Annotated in this window: 7 protein-coding genes and 1 pseudogene; 4 read left to right on the forward strand and 4 right to left on the reverse strand. The window is 65.2% G+C overall.

From position 1 onward, the window contains the following. Nucleotides 1-91 precede the first annotated feature (91 nt). The gene (locus tag GWK25_RS44185; RefSeq protein ID WP_286014510.1) at nucleotides 92-3,142 is read right to left on the reverse strand and encodes an FG-GAP-like repeat-containing protein; all 3,051 of its coding nucleotides are present in this window, start codon (nucleotides 3,140-3,142) and stop codon (nucleotides 92-94) included. Between the two features lie 808 nt (nucleotides 3,143-3,950). Here GWK25_RS44185 and GWK25_RS44455 point away from each other — a divergent pair. From GWK25_RS44455 to GWK25_RS02335, 3 genes are all read left to right on the forward strand, one after another. After that, the gene (locus tag GWK25_RS44455) at nucleotides 3,951-9,782 is read left to right on the forward strand and encodes an RHS repeat-associated core domain-containing protein (RefSeq protein WP_251828667.1); all 5,832 of its coding nucleotides are present in this window, start codon (nucleotides 3,951-3,953) and stop codon (nucleotides 9,780-9,782) included. Then, nucleotides 9,779-9,985 carry a hypothetical protein gene (locus GWK25_RS02330; RefSeq protein ID WP_215448269.1) on the forward strand — a complete coding sequence of 69 codons (207 nt, stop codon included), beginning with the start codon at nucleotides 9,779-9,781 and terminating at the stop codon, nucleotides 9,983-9,985. The genes GWK25_RS44455 and GWK25_RS02330 overlap by 4 nt, the downstream gene beginning before the upstream one ends. A gap of 463 nt (nucleotides 9,986-10,448) precedes the next feature. Continuing rightward, nucleotides 10,449-10,649 carry a hypothetical protein gene (locus GWK25_RS02335; RefSeq protein ID WP_215448270.1) on the forward strand — a complete coding sequence of 67 codons (201 nt, stop codon included), beginning with the start codon at nucleotides 10,449-10,451 and terminating at the stop codon, nucleotides 10,647-10,649. Nucleotides 10,650-12,220: 1,571 nt separating this feature from the next. Here the strand turns inward: GWK25_RS02335 and GWK25_RS02340 are convergent. From GWK25_RS02340 to GWK25_RS02350, 3 genes and pseudogenes are all read right to left on the reverse strand, one after another. Beyond that, a pseudogene (locus GWK25_RS02340) lies at nucleotides 12,221-13,249 on the reverse strand (ISAs1 family transposase); the annotation flags it as partial. 125 nt (nucleotides 13,250-13,374) lie between these two features. Next, complete coding sequence (locus GWK25_RS02345; RefSeq protein WP_251828668.1) at nucleotides 13,375-13,692, reverse strand: hypothetical protein; 318 nt, start codon at nucleotides 13,690-13,692, stop codon at nucleotides 13,375-13,377. A 1,100-nt stretch (nucleotides 13,693-14,792) separates the two neighbouring features. Beyond that, nucleotides 14,793-15,548, reverse strand: a complete 756-nt coding sequence (locus GWK25_RS02350) for a transposase family protein (RefSeq protein WP_215448273.1) — start codon at nucleotides 15,546-15,548, stop codon at nucleotides 14,793-14,795. A 1,051-nt stretch (nucleotides 15,549-16,599) separates the two neighbouring features. On the opposite strand from GWK25_RS02350, the gene GWK25_RS02355 reads away from it, so the two are divergent. Next, the gene (locus GWK25_RS02355; RefSeq protein ID WP_251828669.1) at nucleotides 16,600-20,028 is read left to right on the forward strand and encodes a LamG domain-containing protein; all 3,429 of its coding nucleotides are present in this window, start codon (nucleotides 16,600-16,602) and stop codon (nucleotides 20,026-20,028) included. Nucleotides 20,029-20,076 lie beyond the last annotated feature (48 nt).

Genomic DNA, 20,076 nt, shown 5'->3' on the forward strand with positions numbered 1-20,076 from the left:
GCAGGAATCTCCATCGCCCCAAGTCATCAAGCGTCTCATCTGCTTTCATCTCCCACGGACTGACCGGCGTGCGTGTGTACAGGCCGACACTTCAGCTGAGGGCTTGGTAGCCGCTCCAACCGGCACCCAGATCCCTGAGGGGCAGGTCGCCCTTGGAGATCCGGGGTACGAACCAGAGGTGGCCCGTCTCGAGGACGGTCCACAGGTCTGGTACTCCGTCGTGGTCGGCGTCTCCGGGGGAGGTCACCAGTGGGGCTCTCCCGGTGGTGAACCCGTAGCCGGTCTTGATCTTGGTGGACTGGTCCGCGAGGCCGTCACCGTTGTCGCCGGTGCCGGTGTGGATGTAGAGGTCGCCGGTCTCGGTGTTGCGGGAGATCAGGTCGACCCGGTCGTCCCCCCGTACATTGCCGGGGGCGATGAGCGTGGACTTCGCCCAGCCCTCGGTGCCGATCAGTAGGGGTTCCCGGTCGCTGTCGAGTCGGTTGTCGGGCGCTCCGAAGTAGAGCCACAGCAGGTCACCATTGCGGACCAGGAGGTCGGGGTGGCCTGGGATATCGGGCGTGCCGTCGTCGTCCACGTCGAGCGGACCGTCCACGTCACCGATGGTGAGGATCTCACTGGCCTGCTGCCAGTGGTTGTTGGCGGGGTCGTAGAGGGTGAGTTCCTGGCTGTCGTGGAGGTCGCCGGAGCAGTCTGTGCAGGCGAAGCCGTATCCGGAGTTGGGGTGAATCCACAATCGGTCGGTGTCGGTCGTGGCGTCGTGTCGGAGGGCGATGAGGTCTTCGTAGCCGTCGCCGGTCCAGTCCCCTCGATGAGAGATTTTCACCCCGGCCCAACTGGCGTTGCTCGCTGTGGACGAGGCCTCGGTTGCGGTGCCGTCCCCGGGGCCGAAGAAGCGGCGCAGAGTGCCGTCCTTGTCGACGCCCCACATGTCGGGGTTGCCGTCGCCGTTGATGTCGCCGGGCTTGTCGCCCTCCTTGAAGCCGTTGGCGTAGAAGAGATAGTCCGCCTGGTCCGACTTGTTGCCGGCCCTGTCCACGCTGCGGGCGTAGAGGTGGTTGCTGCCTGCGGCGGTAGGGGTGAAACTGACGTTGACGCCGCCTCCGGCGCTGGCGGGGGTTGCGGTGCGGACAGCGGGATCGGTGTCAGTCCAGTACTCGTACCTGGTCACGTCCGCGACGCCGCCGCTGGAGAGGGCGAAGGCGCCCTGGGTGCGGACGCTGCCGGTCGTAGCGGGCCAGCCGTCACTGCCGTCGGGGAACTGGCTGGACGTGATGCCGGGTGGGGTGCTGGGCCTGGTGGGGTCGAAGACGAAGCGGCAGCCGACTGCGCCCTGGACGGGTGTCCAGTCGGAGCTTGCCTTGCCGTCCTCGGCCTGCACCTTCCAGGAGAAGTTGCCGCCGGCCACCTTCAGATGGGGCGTGAGCTCAGCCTTGCTGACTTTGACCTTGGCAACGGTGCCGGAGGTAACAGAGACGGTCTTGTCGAAGAACACGCCGGGACCGTCGTCGTGGTGGCCGGTGGCCCACAGGTGGAACTGGGCCTTGACCGTGCCGCCGTCGCGGTCGGAGACCTTGGCGGTGAGGTAGAAGTCGGTGTTGCCGATCAGGCCGTACGGGGCTACGTCGCCGCAGCCCTTGGCGTTGCGGGTGCTGACCGGCGAGGTGTCCAGGGCGGTGGGCGCGTTGGGCACGGTGTTGTACTCGGTGGACATCACGGCCGACTTGGCGGCGAACTTCTTCCAGCCGTAGACGTCGGATTCGTTGGAGGCGGCGAGTTCCAGGGTGATCGTGTTCCATTTGCTCGCGGCGGCGTCCTTGGCTCCCTTCGTGATGTCGAAAGCCAGGTTGCCCGCCGGGCAGCTGGAACTCCAGCCCTTGGCATCATTGACCGAGTCCATCTGCTCGCGCCGGTCGGGCCGGTTGTTCCACGTCGTGGACGAGCCGATCGCGGCGGTGCGCCAGAGCTGCACCGGCTTTGCAGTGCACGACCAGGACCAGGTGTTCTTGATCCGGAAAGTGGACTTCAGAACCTGCTTGTTCGTGCTCCACAGGTTCTTGGTGTTCATCCGGAAGTAGGAGCGGGCCAGGCCGTTGGTCTCGTTCTCGTACCCCGCGCGGGCGGTGGAGGTGGAGGAGCCGGAGCCGCCCCAGCCGGCTCCGTTGTAGAAGGAGCTGTTGGGGAACTTCTTGTAAGCGATGGTCCACGAGTAGCGCGAGCCATCGATGTACGGGTCGATGTAGACCGGGTACGTGGTGTCCTCGCCGGTCATCAGCTCCGTGTCGGGGGTGAGTCGTAAGGTGTCGTCCGTGAGCTCGACCGGGATGGCGGCCTGCTGAGCTCCCCGCCCTGGTTCGAACTCGTCTCCGTCCGGTGAGGGATCAGCGGAGTCCTCGGCTGCGGTTGTCCGGAGACTCACGGCCTCCGTGCTGCTCTCGGTCGAGCTGTCCCACATCCGCGGTGTAGGCGCCGTGAACAGTTCCTGTCCGCCGGGATTGACGGCGCTCAGGTTGCCGTGCTCATCGACGCTGACGTTCACGCCGTCGCTGGACATCTCGTACGCGACCGTCTTCAGGTCCGGATTGGCCGCCGCTTGAGCGGACTTCACCACGAGAAGCTGCGCGAATCCAGACGCACCGGCACGTAGCTTGAGGTCGACGTCGGGCAGTACCTCCGGGTAGGTGACGGTGTCATTCGCGATCACCGGCTCCGGCAGGGCCGTCGGCCAGGACAGGGAGATGCTCCGGCCGTCGCGGGTGATGGTCGCCAGGGGCCCCTCGCCGCCGCCGGAGAACTCAAGACCCACGGCAGTGGCCTTCGGTGTGATCTTCCCGTTCCCGTCCGTGCTCAGGCTGGTGTCGAAGTCCACCAGTCTGTTGCCCTGACGTGCCCACTGGGCGGTGGCGTACCGCTCCTCGGTGAAGGTGCCCTCGGGATTGGCGAACACCTGCGACGCTTCACCCCGGTGAGACAGCAACTCCACCGGCTCTCCCGACTCCGCGGCCTGAGTCAGCGCCTTCGACTCCTCCGCGGAGTAGCCCTGCTCGGTCAGCGGACGGGAGGGTGTGTCATCGGCGGCCGAGGGCAGGGCCATGACCAGCGGCGCCACCATTGCCGCCGCCATGACGACGGCAATCGGCATACGACGAGACTTTCCGGTTCCCGGCCATCTTCGACGTTCTCTCATTACGCCTCCTATTCATTCTCTGCGCTACGTTCAGCGCACCCTACAACTTTGACAAGGCGGCACGACGAGAGATTGTGGAGGATTTCCCACTGACTTGGCTCGCACGAGTCGATGGGTGCACTACACCGCGACGTGTCCCAAGTCCAGGCGCTACGCGCGGAGTTCAACCAACCCCCGCAAGGGTGCGTTTCAGTCATGTGGTAGAAATCTCGCCAGGAATTCAAGGGCCTCCTGACGTGCCCTTTACGGCAGCTTTACCCAGTGATACCTTCCGCGAGATCTTCACGCTTCTGGACTTTCCATGGGGGGATTCCATGTCCGTTTTACGAGCGGAGAGACCGAGACATCCCGGTCGTGCGGTAAAGAGACGTGTGCGTTGGGCACGCTGCATCGCGCTGTCATTGGTGGCCTATCTGGTGGCCGGCCTGTTAGGCGGGCCTGTGGCCGCCGCAGCCGAGCTCACGCTGGCCAAGCTCAAGACGCCGGAGCCGGTGCCAGTCTCCCCGGCCGAGAAGCACCGGATCTCCAGGCCCGACCAGACCGCCAAGCACGCCTGGAAGAGGACTTCGAAGTCCTCTTGGCCGAAGCCGGGAACCACAGCGGTGGACCTACCCGCCGAGGGCAGTGCCGAGGCGGAGGCGGGAACACTCCCGCTGCGTATGGGACGCGCCGCACGAAGACCGCCAAGTCGGCGGCAGGCCCCGCGCGGGCGCAGGTCCAGGTGCTCGACCAGGAGGCCGCAGAAGCCGCAGGTGTCACCGGCGTGCTTCTCGCGGTGCGCCCGCTCGAAGGGGAGAGGGGTACGGTCGACGTCACGCTCGACTACTCCGGCTTCAAGGACGCCTACGGCGGTGGCTGGGCCTCTCGCCTGACGTTGCGCCAGATCCCCAACTGCGCCCTGCTCAGCCCGGACAAGAAGGAGTGCCGGAAGAGCAAGGCACTCGCGACAGACAACAACCTCGAGTCCACGGTTCTGTCGGCCTCCGTCGCCCTTCCGGCCGCCGATGCCCTCGCCGAAGACGAGACAGCGCCGGTGGTCAAGGCTCCTGCCGCGGCCCGCTCCACGAGTGGCCTCGCTGCCACCGATGGCACCGTGCTCCTGGCCGTGACAGCCGCCGCCTCCGGAGCCTCCGGGGACTTCAAGGCCACCTCCCTGTCACCGTCCGCGTCCTGGTCCGCCGGCGGCTCCAGCGGCGCCTTCACATGGACGTACGACATCGACACTCCCGAGGTACCCGGCGGCGCCGCACCGGACCTGAGCTTGTCCTACTCCTCCCAATCCATTGATGGACGTACAGCATCGACCAACAACCAGGCCAACTGGATCGGTGACGGCTGGTCGATGGAGCCCGGCTACATCGAGCGCCGCTACGTTTCCTGTGCCGACGACGACAAGGACGGCAACGGCACCGACAAGAGCGGCGACCTGTGCTGGAAGAAGGACAACGCGGTCCTCAACCTCGGCGGCCAGTCCAGCGTGCTCGTCAAGGACGACACGACCGGCGAGTGGCGCCTGGAGGACGACGACGGCACCAAGGTCGAGAAGCTCACCAGCACGGCTCGCGGCAATGGCGACAACAACGGTGAGTACTGGCAGGTCACCACGCCGAACGGTACCCGCTACCACTTCGGCTACAACCGTCTGCCGGGATGGAGCGAGGGCAAGCCGGAGACCAACTCCACGTGGACGGTGCCGGTGTTCGGCAACCACACCAGCGAGCCGTGCCACGCGGACGCGTTCAAGGACTCCTGGTGTCAACAGGCCTGGCGGTGGAACCTCGACTATGTCGTCGACCCGCACTCCGATGCCATGGCCTACTACTGGGCCAAGGAGACCAACCACTACGGACGGAACGTCGTCGCCGACACCGGTGCCTCGACCGCGACCGCGTACACGCGTGGCGGGCATCTGGATCGCATCGAGTACGGGCTGCGGTCCGACTCCGTCTACAGCGAGAAGGCAGCGGCCAAGGTCGACTTCACCGTCTCAGAACGCTGCTTGAGTGACTGCGGCACCTTCGACAAGGACAACGCCAAGAACTGGCCGGATGTGCCGTTCGACCAGTACTGCAAGTCCGGTGACGAGTGCAAGGACCGTTACTCGCCCTCGTTCTGGACCCGCAAGCGCCTCACGAAGATCGACACGTCGGTGCTGACCGGCGGCGCCTACAAGAGCGCGGACACCTGGGTGCTGGCGCACCAGTTCCCCTCCACCGGTGATGGGACGGACCGCGCGCTCTGGCTGGCCTCCCTCACCCGCACCGGGCACACCGGCACCGGGGACGTCGTCATGCCTGCCGTCACCTTCAAGGGCCAGCAGCTGGCCAACCGTGTCGAGGGCGCCACCACCGGCGGCGACGCCGACCCCGTGCCGCCGATGGTGCGCTACCGCGTCTACGGCATCGACACCGAGACGGGGGGCTCCATCGGGGTCACCTACTCGGCGGCCGACTGCAAGGCCGGTGACGTACCCACACCGTCGTCCAACAAGCGGCGCTGTTATCCCGTGATGTGGTCGCCCCCGGACGCGCCGGCGGCCGACTACGAGCCCTATCTGGACTGGTTCCACACCTACGTCGTCACGCAGGTCCTGGAGGCGGACAACACCGGCGGCGCCCCGGTCAAGCAGACCAGCTACTCGTATCTGGACGGTATGTCCTGGGGCAAGGAAGAGGACGAGTTCGCCAAGGCCAAGCACCTCACGTACGGCGACCGCCGAGGCTACGGACGGGTCCAGGTCCGTACGGGCGCCCCGGCCTCGGACAAGCAGACGCTGAAGGAGCACCGCTATTTCCGAGGCATCGACGGGGCCGAGGTGAAGGACCACGAAGGCGTCGCCGTCACCGACCACCCGGCCTTCGCCGGGATGCCCCGCGAGGAGGCCACCTTCAACGGCGACGGCGGCAAGCTGGAGAGCACCACCAGCTACGAGCCCTGGCATGGAGCCGCCACCGCGACACAGAGCCGCTCCGGCCTGTCGGCGTTGAAGGCATACTCCACCGGAACCAAGATCGAGAAGACCCGCACGGCCGTCGGTGACGGCTGGCGCTCCACCCAGACCGTGCGCACCTTCGACGAGTACGGCCAGGTGACCTCCGAGTCCGACCTGGGCGACACCGCCAAGACCGGTGACGAGGAGTGCACGACCACCGCGTATGCCCGGAACGACAGCAAGAACATCCTCAGCCTCGCCAAGGAAATCAGGAACGTCGCGGTCGCCTGCGACAAGACTCCGCGACTGCCGGCCGATCTGATCTCCGTCGCCCGGTACTACTACGACGACGCCACCAGCCTGGACACCGCTCCCGCCAAGGGCGACGTCACACGCCTGGAAGAGCAGGACGCCACGGGCACCGGCTACCTGACCACGGCCAGACACACCTACGACATCCACGGCCGTGAACTGACCGACACCGACGCTGACAACAAGACCACCAGCACCGCATACTCTCCGAAGAGCATCGAAGCGCCCACCTCGAAAACTGAGACCAACCCCCTGGGCCATGCGAGCATCACCGAGTTCGACCCGGTCCGCGGCGTGACCACCGCCACCGTCGACGCCAACCGCAAGCGCACCGACGCCGTCCACGACGGCCTCGGCCGCGTCGTCAAGGTGTGGCTGCCAGGCTGGTCCAAGGCGGACCACGCCAACCAGCCGTCAGCCCAGTACACGTACACCATTTCCAAGACGGCGGTGAACGCCGTGGCCACCAAGGCTCTCCAGCACGACGGGTCATATGCCACCAGCTACCAGCTGTACGACGGACTGCTGCGCGAGCGGGAAACCCAGGCACCGGCGATCGGCACAGCCCACCGGATCGTGACCGAGACGCTGTACGACAGCCGCGGCTCGGCCCACAAGTCGTACGGCGCCTACTACGCCGAGGGCGCCCCCTCGGCCGACCTGGCCGAGGCCGCCGACAACGCCGTGCCGTCCATGACGGAGAACGTGTACGACGGCATGGGCCGCGTCACCGACGCCATCACCCGCACCTACGGCGACGAGAAATGGCGCACCAAGAGCGTGTACGGCGGCGACCGCACGACGGTGATACCGCCCAAGGGCGGCACCGCCGCCACCACGGTCACGGATGCGCAGGGCCGTACCGTCGAGCGGATCGAGTACACCAACGCCGCACGCACCGCTTCGCAGAAGACCCGCTACACGTACGGCAAGTGGGACGAGCCGGACCAGGTCGTCGACCCTCTCGGCAACACCTGGACCTACACCTTCGACGCCCGTGGCCAGCGCAAGGTGATCGACGACCCGGACAAGGGAACGACAGAGATCAAGCACGACAAGCTCGGCCGTGAAGTGGAGACCACGGACGCGCGGAAGATCACACTGACTACCACGTACGACGAGATCGGGCGCAAGACCACGCTGAAGAAGGGCGACAGCCTGCTGGCCAAGTGGACCTACGACACCATCGCCAAGGGCCAGCCGACCAGCAGCATCCGTTACGTCGACGGCAAGGAGTACACCTCCACCACGGATGCCTACAACGACGCCTACCAGCCCACCTCAACAACAGTGACCGTCCCGGCCGAAGCGGGCGCCCTCGCAGGCTCCTACACCTGGACTTACGGCTACAACACGTACACCGGCCAGCAGGAATGGATCCGGCACCCGGCCGTCGGCAATCTGCCCAGCGAGCGCGAGACGACCGTCTACGGCGAAGGCAACCTGCCGCAGAAGACCACCGCCGGTTCCGTGACCCTTGTCAACTCAACCGCCCACGACGTGTTCTCCCGCCCTGTGCGCACGGAGTACGGCACGCTCGGCAAGAGGGTCTACAAGACGCAGGTGTACGACGAAGTCACAGGCCGGACGACCCGTCAGACGACCGATCGCGATCTCGCCCCCCAGCGGATCGACGACGTGGCCTACGCCTTCGACGACGCGGGCAACGTCACCGGCATCACCACCGCCAGCGGACAGGACACCCAGAGGACCGTCGACACCCAGTGCTTCAACAACGACGCCCTCCAGCGGCTGACCGAGGCCTGGACCGCGAAGACCGACTGCGCCACACCGCCGTCAGCCACCACGGTCGCAGGCCCCGACCCCTACTGGCAGTCCTTCGCATACGACGCCATAGGCAACCGCACCAAGCTCACCGAGCACGGCACGGGCGCCCTGGCCGGCGCCGACGTCACCACCACGTACACCGTCAACTCGCCCGGAACAGGCACACCGCACGCCGTGCAGGAAACCACGGTCGAAGGCGGCGCGGACGACGGCCGCAAGAGCACCTTCACCTACGACCCCGCCGGCAACACCGACATACGCACCGTCGGCAGCCGCACCCAGGACCTCGACTGGAACGACGAAGGCCAGCTCGCGACGCTCACCGAGTCCGGCAAGACCACCAGCTACCTCTACGACGCCGACGGCAACCGCATGATCACGCGCGACGCGGACGGCAGCCAGACGCTCACTCTCCCCGGAGACAACGAACTCAAGATCGCCGCCGACGGCACCAAGCAGGGAATCCGCTACTACTCCCACGGCGGAGAGAGCGTCGCCGTCCGTACCGGCAGCGGCTTCTCCTTCCTGATCTCCGACCACCAGGGCACGGCCATGACCGCCATCGCCATGACCACCCTCGCCGTCACCCGCCGCAAGCAACTACCCTTCGGCGGGCTGCGATCCGAGACCAGCCAGGCCCTCCCCGGCTCCCGTGGCTTCGTCGGCGGCACCAACGACCCCACGGGCCTCGTTCACCTGGGCGCCCGCGAGTACGACCCCACACTGGGCCGCTTCATCTCCGTCGATCCACTCATCGACATCGACGACCCCCAGCAGATGAACGCCTACGCCTACGCCAACAACCGCCCCATCACGGCCTCCGACCCCGACGGCCGGATGATCTACGACGACTTCACGGGCCTCGGCTACGGCAACGCCAAGGTGATGAAGAACAGCTACAAGAAGCGGGGTTACCTCGACAGCAGGGGGCGGCCCACAAAGAAGTACAGGAAGGCTGTGGCCGCTTACGACAAGCGGTGGAACAGCTACTACAACTCCAGCTACTACAAAAAAGAGATGCAGTGGGCCGAACAGGCAAACGCCCGCGCCGCAGCCGAACGCAAGGCCCAAGCGGAGGCCCGACGCAAGGCCCAGGAAGCCGAACGGCGCAAGAAAGACGGAATTCTCGGCAGCATCGGTAAAGGGCTGAGCAATGCCTGGGACAATACTGGCGGCAAGGCTGTATCAGGAATCGCGGACGCAGCAGGGGCCGTCGGGGATCACTTCTCCGACCATTGGCGGGATTACTTGGCGAATGGAGTGCTGGTCGCCGGGGCCGTCGGAGGACTTGCATGTCTAGCGTCCGTGGTCTGCGGAGTGGGCGGGGCCATTGCCATCGGTGCAGGCACGGCGGCCGCAAATTACGCTGCCTCGAACGCGGGAACAAAGAACTGGAATACCACCTCGTTTGCGATTAATACGGCGACCGGTGCGGGGCTCGGTTACCTTGGAGGTACTAGCGCTGCAGGCCAATCGGTAGCCAGTAGGATGTCCTTCGCTCGAATGGATCGAAGCCTGAATCGCATTGAGAAGGTGGTCCGGAGAATGAAGGATGATCAATGACAAAGTTGCAGCGGGAAGTCCTCAAAAGCATCGTTCCGCTGGCGATTCTTACTGCGATCGTCGCTGTGGTCTCCAAAGCGATTGGGGGATGGGTCCAAGTCATGGGCCCAATGGTGATCGTGATAGGAGCTGCGATGGTTTGGGGGACCGTGTTGCGGGCGAAGTTGAATCGCGAGGCCGACAAGGGGGATCAGCATGAGTAGCCTGTTGAGCCTTTCCCGGTAGTGGCTCCCGGGGGTGATCTCAGCCAGCCCTGGCGATCGCTTCATGCAAGAACACTGTAGAACGCCGGGCTGAGCTGGCGTTGTGGATAGCCTCGTGGGCCGTCAGCTTTCGCTGGCGGCCCCTGCGAGTTCATGGGTACACGAAAGAGCGGCCCCGTCGCCTGTACCGCTGTGTCAGCTATGGGCGGGGCCGGGCGGGGCAGCAGGAGCAGTTGCCATTGGCGCGGCAAGCGCTGGGGCTTCTTATGCTGCATTCAATGCAGGGACTACAAACTGGAACACGACGTCGTTTGCGATGTCCACAGCGACCGGAGGCATAACCGGATACGCAGGAGGAAGCTCAGCGCTGACAAGCAGAGTTGTGAGCCGAATGAGTTTCGCGCGACTGGAACGTTCATTGAAGCGGATAGAGAAGTCAGTGAAGAACAATGAAGGACTCTGAATGAAGAAAAACTGGAAGGTTATCCTGGCCTCTCTGGTCCCGCTGGCTATCCTGATCGTGATCGTCACTCAGGTGGCACGCACTCTGGGCGACCCAACCTCGGCTGTCGTTCCACCATTGTTCGCCATAGGAGGGGCAGTGATATGCGGAAAGATCATTCGGAGAAAGCTCCAGCAGGAGAATGGTAGGGAAACAAAATGAAATGCTCTCATTGCGGGCGGGAGCACGTCTCCGCACACTGCCTGATGCTGCCCTCGGGCGAAGGTAATCCCTGCTCACTGCTCACCCAGTTGACCCCGCCCAGCCCCGCCCAGTGGGGCGCGCTGGTACACGAACGGCTCCCGACTAATGGCGGGGGCTGTTCGCCGTTCCCTTACAAAAGGAGATGCAGTGAGCCGAACAGTCAAACGCCCGAGCCGCAGCCGAACGTAAGGCCCAGGCCGAAGCCCGACGCAAGGCACAGGAAGCCGAACGGCGCAAGAAGGATGGCATCTTCGGTCAAATCAAGAACGGCATCAGTGACAAGTGGGACTCATTCGAGAAGGACGTCACCAGCGTCGACTGATGGAAACACAAAGGTGTAGACATCGGCGTCGGTGTGCTCGCTACGGTAGGAACCGCAGCATGCATTGCATAGGTTGTCTGTGGCGCCGGACTGTTCACAGTCGGAGCAGCTGCACTTTTCACTGCTGGAATGGGAGCCCACATGGCGGTCGCCACAGATGAGGAGCGAGAACGGGGAGCATCTCAATTCATGCTAAGAACCGCGAAAGCGGAAGTAAAAGGAATGGCTTTCGGTACAGTCTTCGGGAGAGGACTGCTCGGTGCCATCCGCAAGTGAGGTAACCTCTCGTGGTCGCGATGGGCTGTCAAGGGTGGCCATGCTCGAGTCAACAGCATAGTTTCCGGACCGCGGCAGGGAGGGCTGCCGCTCCTCTGGAACCAATGCGGCCTCTTTAATTAAGTAGCCCAACGAGTGGCGCGGATACTCAGGGGTGGCCGTTGATGTTTCTTCTGCCGCCCCTGAGCTTGTCTCAATGGGAGATATCGAGGATCAAATGGATACATTCTACTGCGCAACGCGCAATCATGTTTCCGTGGACAAAAGTGCTGGGCTGCCGGACCGGCCGGAGCCCCTCTCGTTCTGCTCGGTAATCCGCGGATGCAGATTTGGGGTAGTCGCATGGTCTGCGGCAGTGGCTGCATTGACGCTGCTGATCGGATGGCAGGCGGGGGCGTTCCTGTTGGTTCTCTTCTTGTTCGTCTGCGTGTCATTTTTCTCGCCAGGAAGACGAAGGGGCATACGCTGAAATGCAGCCTGATGGGGTCATTGTCTGGAACCTTGCGATTGACGGATCTGATTTCATAGTCGTCCGGGTCCCTGATCCTCTTCCGCTCGTTTATTCAGTTAATGGGTAGGTTCGGATGTTAATCTTGATTGAATTTATCATTTTTGGGATATTCGGCTGGGGAGTTGCGGTGTTTGTGCGCTCCATGATTCGCAGGAGAGGTGCTCGGAGGAATTCTGCACTTGCCGATTCTGGTCTTGTGAAGTTTCCGTGCCGGATGTCTTGGCAGGGCTTCGGCGTAGTCGCATGACGTCCGGTTCGTGGTCATCCGAGGCCGAGGAGTGAGAGGGGTCGGTGAGGGTTGCGGGCGTTGCGGCGGAGACCGGCCGCGATGTTCTTCACTCCGGCCGTGCGGAGGGCTCCGATGGCGAGGTTGCGCCAGGTGGCCATCGCGCGGGGTGCGTTGCCGGTTCGCAGCTGGGAGGCGTCTTCGGCGAAGGTGGTGTCGCGGACGTGGTGCAGGGCCTCGATCTTCCAGTGGTCACGGACGAGTCGGGCGAGCTGGGCCGGGGTGGCCTGCTCGGCGGTGAGGCTGGTGACGGCGTAGACGGTCTTCACGGTGGTCTTGCCGGTCTTGCGGTCGGTGCGCCGGCGCTTGATCTGGATGGCCTGACGGGCGCCGGGAAAGAGCAGGTTGTTCACGGTGGCCACCTTGATCCGACGGATTTCGCAGCGGCCGTGGCCGACGTTCTGGGTGCGCCCCTGGAGCGGGATGCGCTTCCAGGGAAGGGATTTCATCTGCTTGCGCAGCTTCTTCTGGTTGCCCTTGACGATCACGATGTAGTGGGCGTCACGGCCGAGCAGATAGTCGGCGTGGTCGCGCTGGGTGTGCAGCGCGTCGCTGGTTACCACGGTGCCGGCCAGGTCGGCGACGGTCTCCAGCAGCGGCTGGAAGCACGTGATCTCGTTCGTCTTCTCCCGCACGTCCAGCTGGGCCAGGACCAGGCCGGTGGAGTGGTCCAGGGCGGCGAGCAGGTGGATCTTCCTGCCCCTGGCCCTGGCTGCTCCGCGCAGGCTCTTGCCGTCCACGGCCAGAGCTCGCCGACCGCCGCTCGCGGTGCGGGAGCGGCGGTCGGCGAGCCACCGGCCCACGGCCTGGTCCAGGGCATCGCCGTCGACCCTCGCCAGCAGTCGGCGAACCGTCGATTCCGCAGGCAGGAGCCGCTTGGGAAGCAGAGGATCGGGGGGCGCGCCGACAGCTTGCAGCACCTGCGGCGGGGCGTCGGCGATCCACTCGCCGACTGCCAGCAGCGACCTCGCCCCGGCCAGTACCGCGCACGCGGTGAGCGCGAGCACGACGACCAGAGCATGCCGTACTCCGCGCGGATCACGCGGGTCGGGTACTTCGGTCAGCCGTTCCAGCAGACCCGGCACGTCTGCGGGTTCGGCCCGTGGATGGCCACGGAGTTGGTCAAGGGCAGGCGGGATCGGCGATGATGCGTCGGCAGGCACGGTCTTCCACTCGGATCACGGGGCGTCGAGAACTCCATGATCTTGGGAGTCCGTGCCTGTCACGCTCTCCACGAGTCATCAGCAGCCAGAGCCGGGCCCCGGCCGACCGCCGGTTGGGCAGGGGACTAACCAAGCGGCAGCTCAACACGTCGTCCGAGGCCGATCTCCTCCGCCTCATCACTGGTGACCATCGCGAACACTCCGCTCGGGATGCCTGCAAGACCAGCCGCGCGAGATGCCACGGCCAGGAGATCCTCCTCGGCGGCCCCGGTGATGAAGAAGACGTACGCCTCGCCGTACTCCTCACCGTCGTCATACACCTCCGCCGCCTCCTGCTCGGCGAGGAAGTCCTCGACCTGGTCGATCCACGGGAAGAGATAGGAACCCTCCACAGTGCCCGCAGCCCCCCCAAGGGGCACATGGATCTCAACAACACTCTCCATGAGGCTCATTGTCGCTGGCCAGCCCCCGGACACCGGTACCCACCCCGCTCCCGGAGCACCGCGAAGCTCGGCAACCGCCATGAACCGGACACCACTCGACTACGCCGAAGCCCTGGATGTCTTGGGAGGCCGGGATGGGGAGGAAGGCCTCTACGTACGGCAAAATCCAGGTTGGTGCGGATGGCGGATTGACGTTCGCGCGCCGAGTCGGCGGCGTGGTGGACCTGCCTCGATGCGCGCGTGTTCACCGCGAGCCCAGCTGGCGCACCGGCCTCGTGACACTTTGGTACTCGGTTCCCGGAAAGGGGGATGTTCGGATCCTGCTCAGCGAGACCGATGCTGAAACGATCGAGGGTCTTCTGCAGATCTGACGCGGCACGCCGCGATCGGAACAAGCGGGGTCAGACACGAAAATGGCCTCGGTTCACAACCCCGGCGGAACGCATCCGCGCCAGGAGGGGAAGCATCCGTGGAGAGCCTGCTGGCGGACGGCTGTAGAGGTCCCACAGTGACCTTCGCCCGCCTCTCCAGCCGCTCGACAGCATCGCCGGCAGCCCAGCGGCAGTCTCACTGGCGGGGCGGTGAGAGCCCCGGCGGTGGACGGCCGGTGGACAGACGCCTTTGGACCGTGTATCACGAGGTGGCACAGGTCAACCTATCGCACGTGCTCTGATCAGGAAAAACGTCACCACGTAGCACAGCGAGGCATCAGTCAACACGATCGCTCATGGTCTCGTAATGCGTAGGTCTCGGGTTCGAATCCCGAAGGCGGCTCTATTGTGAACCCCAGGTCGAGCCTTTGACCTGGGGTTTTCTGTTTTCCTTGACCTTGGATATCTGGCGAATCGGGCACTGCTGGTCTGCGCATCGAAATGCGTAGGTCGCCGGTTCACAGCTTGTGTCCGGTTTTCGGCGCGCCGCTGTGACCTGCGACTTCATGGTCCTGAGGGCTTCTGCATCGAATTTCGGAGTGATCGCCGGTGGCCATCCGGTGGCCATTTGTGCAGCGCGCGTGCAGGGAGCATCCGCTCTCGGCCCTGCAGGTGCTGTCTCAGATGCCCCGTCTCTTGTGCAGTCTGAACAGTGAGCCTTTTCTAACCTCACGCTGATGCGTGGTGAAGGACGAGGCCGGCCTTCACCACATCGGTGATTCGGTTGGTGCTGCAGCGGAGCTTCCGCAGGAGGCGCCAGCCCTTGATGGTGGCCATGGCCCGCTCGCCGAGGCAGCGGATCTTGGCGTGGGTGGTGTTGTGGCGACGCTTCCATCGCTTGAGGCGGCGGCCCCGAAACGGTACGCGGACGGGTCCGCCGGCGCCTTGATATGCCTTGTCCGCCCAGCGTTTGAGTCCCGCATCGGCGAAGGCTTCGATGATGCCGTGCTGCCGCGCGGCGGTCAGGTCGTGAGTCGAGCCGGGCAGAGCCGGCGAGGCCCAGAGCAGCCGTCCGAACGGATCAGTGAGGACCTGGACGTTCATGCCGTGGCGTTTGTGTTTCCCGGAGTAGTACGGGGTGTCGGCGGCGATGCGGTCGATCGGCAGCAGGGTGCCGTCGAGGATCACGAACGCCTTCGTCCGGATCGTCTTCATCGCCTCGGCCAGGGACGGGGCGAGGGCGGCCAGGGCCTCGACGGCTTCACGTATGTAGCGGTAGACGGTCGCAATCCCGATGCCGAACCCGGCAGCGAGCTGGGCGTAGGTGTCACCGCACCGTAGATGGGCCAGGGTGAGCAGTGCCTGACGTGCGGCGGGAAGGCGCCGCCACCGCGTTCGGATCTCCTGCCGCCGGGCTGTCAGTTGTCCGGTCAGGAACCGCAGGGTGCGGCTGGACAGATCAATCGAGGACGGGTAGACAAGCACGCGAAGCTCCTGGGCGGACACGGGTGATCTTGGTCGAGAACCCGTCTACCAGGAGCTTCGTCGTTGCGCAGGGCAGTCCAACTCGCGGTCGCACCGCAGCTTGAAAAGGACTCAGTGGAGACACTTGCCGTGGAGTCGTCGGCGCCGGTGTGAAGCGGCCCGGTCGCAGGTCGCTTTACCTCTCGTGCGGCACCGTTGTGGCCCTGCTTCACCCAGCCAGGCACTGTCGCAAGATCTGCACCCGATGGCATTCGACTCAAGGGTGGGTTGACCATCGCCACCCGTAACAATGCGCTACGGCATTTGAGTTGACGCTTGGCCTGATTCTGCTGTGCCGTGTTGCCAGTCTGTCGTGAGCGGTAGTTGAAGGTTAAGGAGCTCATCGAGGCGGAGCGGCCGTGCTGTGGCGGTAGGGGTGTTTGCTCGAGCGGTCGTTGAAGAGTGGCGTGTTCTGTGCGTTTGACCTTCATTCGCGTGCGGAGAGTGAAGATGTGTGGCGTTCGAAGGTTCGCCCGACTGGTCGGTAATCGCCCGCTGTCGTCCCAGCTCAGAGGTGATCCGGCAGTCCAATTTGTGATGCGGGTCACGTTGACGTCGGGAACTGAGGTCGCGTTAGATCGCGGGATCTATGAAGGTTCTGTGACTACGGGGTGGGTTCGTGGGGTTGAGGCGGGGGCATCGCCATGTTCAGATGCGAAGAGGTCGTTCGCATCGTGTAGTCGGTGGGATCTCGGCAGCGGCGACGCTGTTGTCGCTGTTGCCCGTTGTGTCGATCGCGAGCGTGAGCGACGCGGCAGCCGCAGTTCCCGCATCGGCGCTGACCGAGCAGTCGGCCTCGGAGCGTGCGGCGGCAACCGGTGAACCGGTGGAAGTGCCGTCGGAGCGGACCGAGTACACGACGACCGTGGCGAACCCCGACGGTACCTTCACTCTCACTCAGTCGACACAACCGCAGCGCGCACGGGCCGAGGACGGCACGTGGCAGGACGTTGATGTCACTCTGGAAAAACGTTCCGACGGGACGGTTGGACCGAAAGCCGCCGTGGTGGACATGGCCTTTTCGGGCGGCGGTGACGGAGCAGGGCTGCTGCGCCTCGGGCGTGACGGCCAGGAGCTGAGGATGGGCTGGCCCACCTCCCTGCCGACGCCGACGCTGGACGGTGCCACGGCGACGTACGCGAACGTGCCGGTCGACGGGGTGGATCTGCAGATGACGGCGACGGCCGAGGGCTACCGCGAGGTGCTCGTGGTCAGGTCCGCCGAAGCCGCTGACAGCGCTGAGCTGGAGCACATCAGCCTTACGGCCACAGGGTCCGGCCTGAGTGTCGTGCCTGGTGAGGGCGGCGGGCTGCGTGCTGTGGACGCCGACGGGAATGCGGTGTTCCGGGGGCCTGCGGGACAGATGTGGGACTCGGCGGGAGACGATGCGGTCGCCGGGCCGCAGACCCAACTCCTGTCCAAGGCCGCTGCCTCGGAGGCCGAGGCCGAGGCCGCTGTCGAGGATCTCTCCCACCCCGGTGAGGGGGACGCCTCGGCGGAGTTGCCGGTGACGGTGGGGGACGGCACCGTCTCGGTGAAGCCGGACCTGGAACTGCTCCGCGGCCAGGAGACGGTGTACCCGGTCTTCATCGACCCGCCCGTGGGACTGGGTGTCTCCGAGTGGACGAAGCTGTCGTCGGACGGTGACAAGTTCTGGAAGTTCACCGAGCCCAAGGGCGTCGGCCGGTGTGGTGTCGCGGACGGCTACGCCTGCGGTCCCGGCTACACGGATCGCATGTACTTCGAGTTCGGTCCCGGAAAGCTGGCCGGCAAGCATGTGCTGGACGCGACGTTCCGGGCGTACGAGACCTGGTCGTTCAACTGCACGCCGTACTGGGTGGACCTGGAGCGCACGGACAACATCTCGGAGGGCACCCGCTGGCCCGGTCCCAAGCAGCTCGACCAGATGGGCGACAAATACGTCTCGGCGGGCCGCGGTGACCTGTGCAGTCCTGAACAGCCCAACATGTGGGTCGAGTTCAACGACAACCCCGCGGAGTCTGATGAGAATCTCGCCTCCACTGTGCGGGCCTTCGCGGCGGGCAAGTTCCCGCGGCTGACGCTGATGCTGCGGGCCAAGGACGAGACCGAACCGCGCGCTTGGAAGCGGTTCGACAACAACGCCGAGCTCAAGGTCTGGTACGTGCACAAGCCGGGTGTACCGACCACCGTGGGCGCGATTCCCGGAACCGGCAACAAGACCGGGCCATGCCGACCATCGTCGGACCCGCTGACCGTGACGGTGCTCACGCCGACGCTTCACGCGCGGGTGCAGACCCTTGTGCAGCCGGGTGCTGGCGAGACGACGCCCGCCCTGCAGGCCGAGTTCGCCATGCAGCGTTCCAGTACCGACACGACCAAGGGGACCTGGTCGCAGGTGTGGAGCGGGTACAGACCGGCTGAGGGGTGGGCGACGGACGGCGACCTTCTGCACATCACCACGACGAACCGGGCGGACGGAGGTCTCTATCGATTCCGTGCTCGTACCCAGTCGCACTGGAGCTATGACGGCAGGTCCGGCGACCTGTTCTCGCCGTACTCCTCCTGGTGCTACCTGAGGATCGACTCGACCGCACCCAAGGCACCGACCATCGTGTCCGGGCAGCCGTACACCGAGTGCACGGTCAATGACTGTGCACCGAACGGCGCCCCGGGGGTGGCAGGCACCTTCACCTTCCGGCCGAACACTTCCGACAACGACGTGAAGGCTTACCGCTGGCGGTTCCTCTCTACGGGCGCGGGTGCGACCAAGCAGGTCAACGCCGCGACGACGAACGCGCCCGTGACTCGAAAGGACATCACCCCAGGCCTGCCCGGCACACAGACCTTGTCGGTGGAGGCCAGCGACCTCAAGCTGGACAAGGACGGGCGGGTGCGCTGGGGACCGCCGGCGGAGTTCGTCCTCAAGGTGGGGCTGCCGCCAGGTCCGTCGGGCCGCTGGCGCTTCGACGACGGCACGCCGGGATCGAAGGTGGTGGATGCCCAGGACACCGGCGAGGTCGGAACACGCCACAAGGCCGTCCTGCGCGACACGGCAGGCACAGGTTGGTCGACGATGGCCCGCCGTGGCGCGGGTGATTACTCGCTCTGGTTGAACGACAGCACGGACCCCGCCAAGCAGACCGGCTACGCGTCGACCGACGGACCCGCCGTCAACACCCAGGACTCCTTCACCGTATCGGCATGGACCTACCTGACGGACGCCTCCGCGAACAGAACGGTGCTGTCCGCACCCGGCGACCGGGGATCGGCGTTCACGCTCTACTACTCGTCCACGTACAAGAAGTGGGTGTTCAACCGGACCGACCAGGACAAGGACAGCCCGGTCTACATCCGCTCGGTGGCCGATGAGGCCAATCCTCCGCTGCGGGTCTGGACCCATCTGGCCGCGGTCTTCGATGCGAAGAAGGACGCGGACAAGAGCAACGACACGATCCAGCTGTACGTCAACGGAAAGCCGCAGGGCGATCCGGTCGTGCTGTCCGACGCCGCGTCGACGTACACGCCCTGGGCTGCGGACCGGAACCTGATGTTCGGAGTCTCGAAGGTCGGCGGTGTGTACGGCGAGTACTTCCGTGGACGGCTGGATGAGGTCGCGGTGTGGCAGGAGGCACAGCAGCCTGAGCAGATCCGCGAGGAACACCAGCTGAAGATGGACGATGTGCCGACCGATGAGCTGGTCGCACACTGGGACGCCACCATCTCGTCCGGTACGAAGGTCTCGGAGAGTTCGGAAGACCCCGACAACCCGGCCAGTACGTCGTTTCCGTACCAACGCGGTGGTCTGACCCTGGCGGGCGGCGCCGAACTGACCGGTCAGGACGCCACAGCGCTCGTGCTCGACGGCACCTCGGGTTACGCCTCGCGGACGGGCCCGGTGATCGACGAGACCGGATCCTTCACGGTGTCCGCCCGCGTACGACTCAACAAGGCTCTGCTGGACTCCAAGCCCGACGGCTACCGAGGAGTGGTCGCTGCGCAGGCGACTCCGGCGGGCAAGGAGTCCTCCTGGGCCCTGTGGGTGGAGAAGGCCGCGGACGGCGCCTACCAGTGGAAGTTCGGTCGGACGGCAGTCGACTCAACCGGAAAGGTGGTCGACAGCTCCGTCTCCGTGGCCCAGGAGCTGATCGGCGAAAACGAGTTCGGCACATGGGTCGATGTCACCGGAGTCTTCGATGCCGTGAAGCCCTTCAGCGCTTCTGACGGGACAGAGGGACTTGGGGTGGCCCAGCTGTACGTCGGTCAATTCCCCCAGCAGAGCGAGGAAGACGACGGGCTGGAAGCCGCTCAGCAGGGTTCGGGCACGCTCTCGGTCGGTCGGGGTTCGGCGGGCGGTACCACTGGCCACTACTTGCCGGGTGATTTGGCGAAGTTCCGTGTGTGGTCCGGTGCCATGCCGAAGGAACAGGTACTGAGCCAGATCGCCGAGCCGTCCACGTAGATCGCGCGAGCCCGCCCCAGCGAGCTTCCCTGCTCTCTTCCATTGACC

It is taken from the genome of Streptomyces sp. ATCC 21386 (genome assembly GCF_018728545.1).
GTDB lineage: Bacteria > Actinomycetota > Actinomycetes > Streptomycetales > Streptomycetaceae > Streptomyces.

Bases quoted from the DNA above. Each gene is read 5' to 3' on its own strand.
- GWK25_RS02355 (WP_251828669.1), top strand. From the start codon at position 16,600: ATGGCCTTTTCGGGCGGCGGTGACGGAGCAGGGCTGCTGCGCCTCGGG.
- GWK25_RS02330 (WP_215448269.1), top strand. From the start codon at position 9,779: ATGACAAAGTTGCAGCGGGAAGTCCTCAAAAGCATCGTTCCGCTGGCG.
- GWK25_RS02345 (WP_251828668.1), bottom strand. From the start codon at position 13,692: ATGGAGAGTGTTGTTGAGATCCATGTGCCCCTTGGGGGGGCTGCGGGC.
- GWK25_RS44185 (WP_286014510.1), bottom strand. From the start codon at position 3,142: ATGCCGATTGCCGTCGTCATGGCGGCGGCAATGGTGGCGCCGCTGGTC.
- GWK25_RS02335 (WP_215448270.1), top strand. From the start codon at position 10,449: ATGAAGAAAAACTGGAAGGTTATCCTGGCCTCTCTGGTCCCGCTGGCT.